Genomic DNA, 403 nt, shown 5'->3' with positions numbered 1-403 from the left:
ACCGCCCGCAGGGCATTTTCAGCGATGTTGTTGTCGATTTCCACCCAGCCATCGTTCGCATAGTACGTCAGTGCCGGCCACTGGTTAAGTGCGTACGCGAACGCCTTCGCCAACTCTGAGTGTCGCGACAGGGTCTTCATCTTTTCACGCAACCAGCTTTCCAGGGATTTCAACAGCGGTTTCGTTTTTCGCTGACGTTCAGCAAGCCGCTGCTCTGCCGGCATTCCCCTTATATCCGCCTCTATGGCGTACAACTGACCGATCTGCTCCAGGGCTTCTTCCGTCAGTGCTGACGGGATGCGGACGTGCACATCGTGGATCTTTCGGCGGGCATGAGCCCAGCAGGCAGCTTCCGTTATCCGGCCATCCCGGTACAGCTCGTTGAACCCGGCGTATGCATCCG

1 protein-coding gene is annotated in these 403 nt (G+C 57.8%); it reads right to left on the bottom strand.

Annotated features, from left to right (window positions below; translation table 11 throughout):
* Nucleotides 1-403, bottom strand: a 403-nt coding sequence (locus HEN33_RS25555) for an IS66 family transposase (protein ID WP_183083548.1), incomplete at both ends; no start/stop codon positions are given.

Origin of the sequence: Escherichia sp. 94.0001 (assembly GCF_013369155.2) — a bacterium.
Taxonomy (GTDB): Bacteria; Pseudomonadota; Gammaproteobacteria; order Enterobacterales; family Enterobacteriaceae; genus Escherichia; species Escherichia coli_F.
Note: the sequence above shows the minus strand (reverse complement) of the source record. Positions and strands in the feature narration are given on the sequence as shown.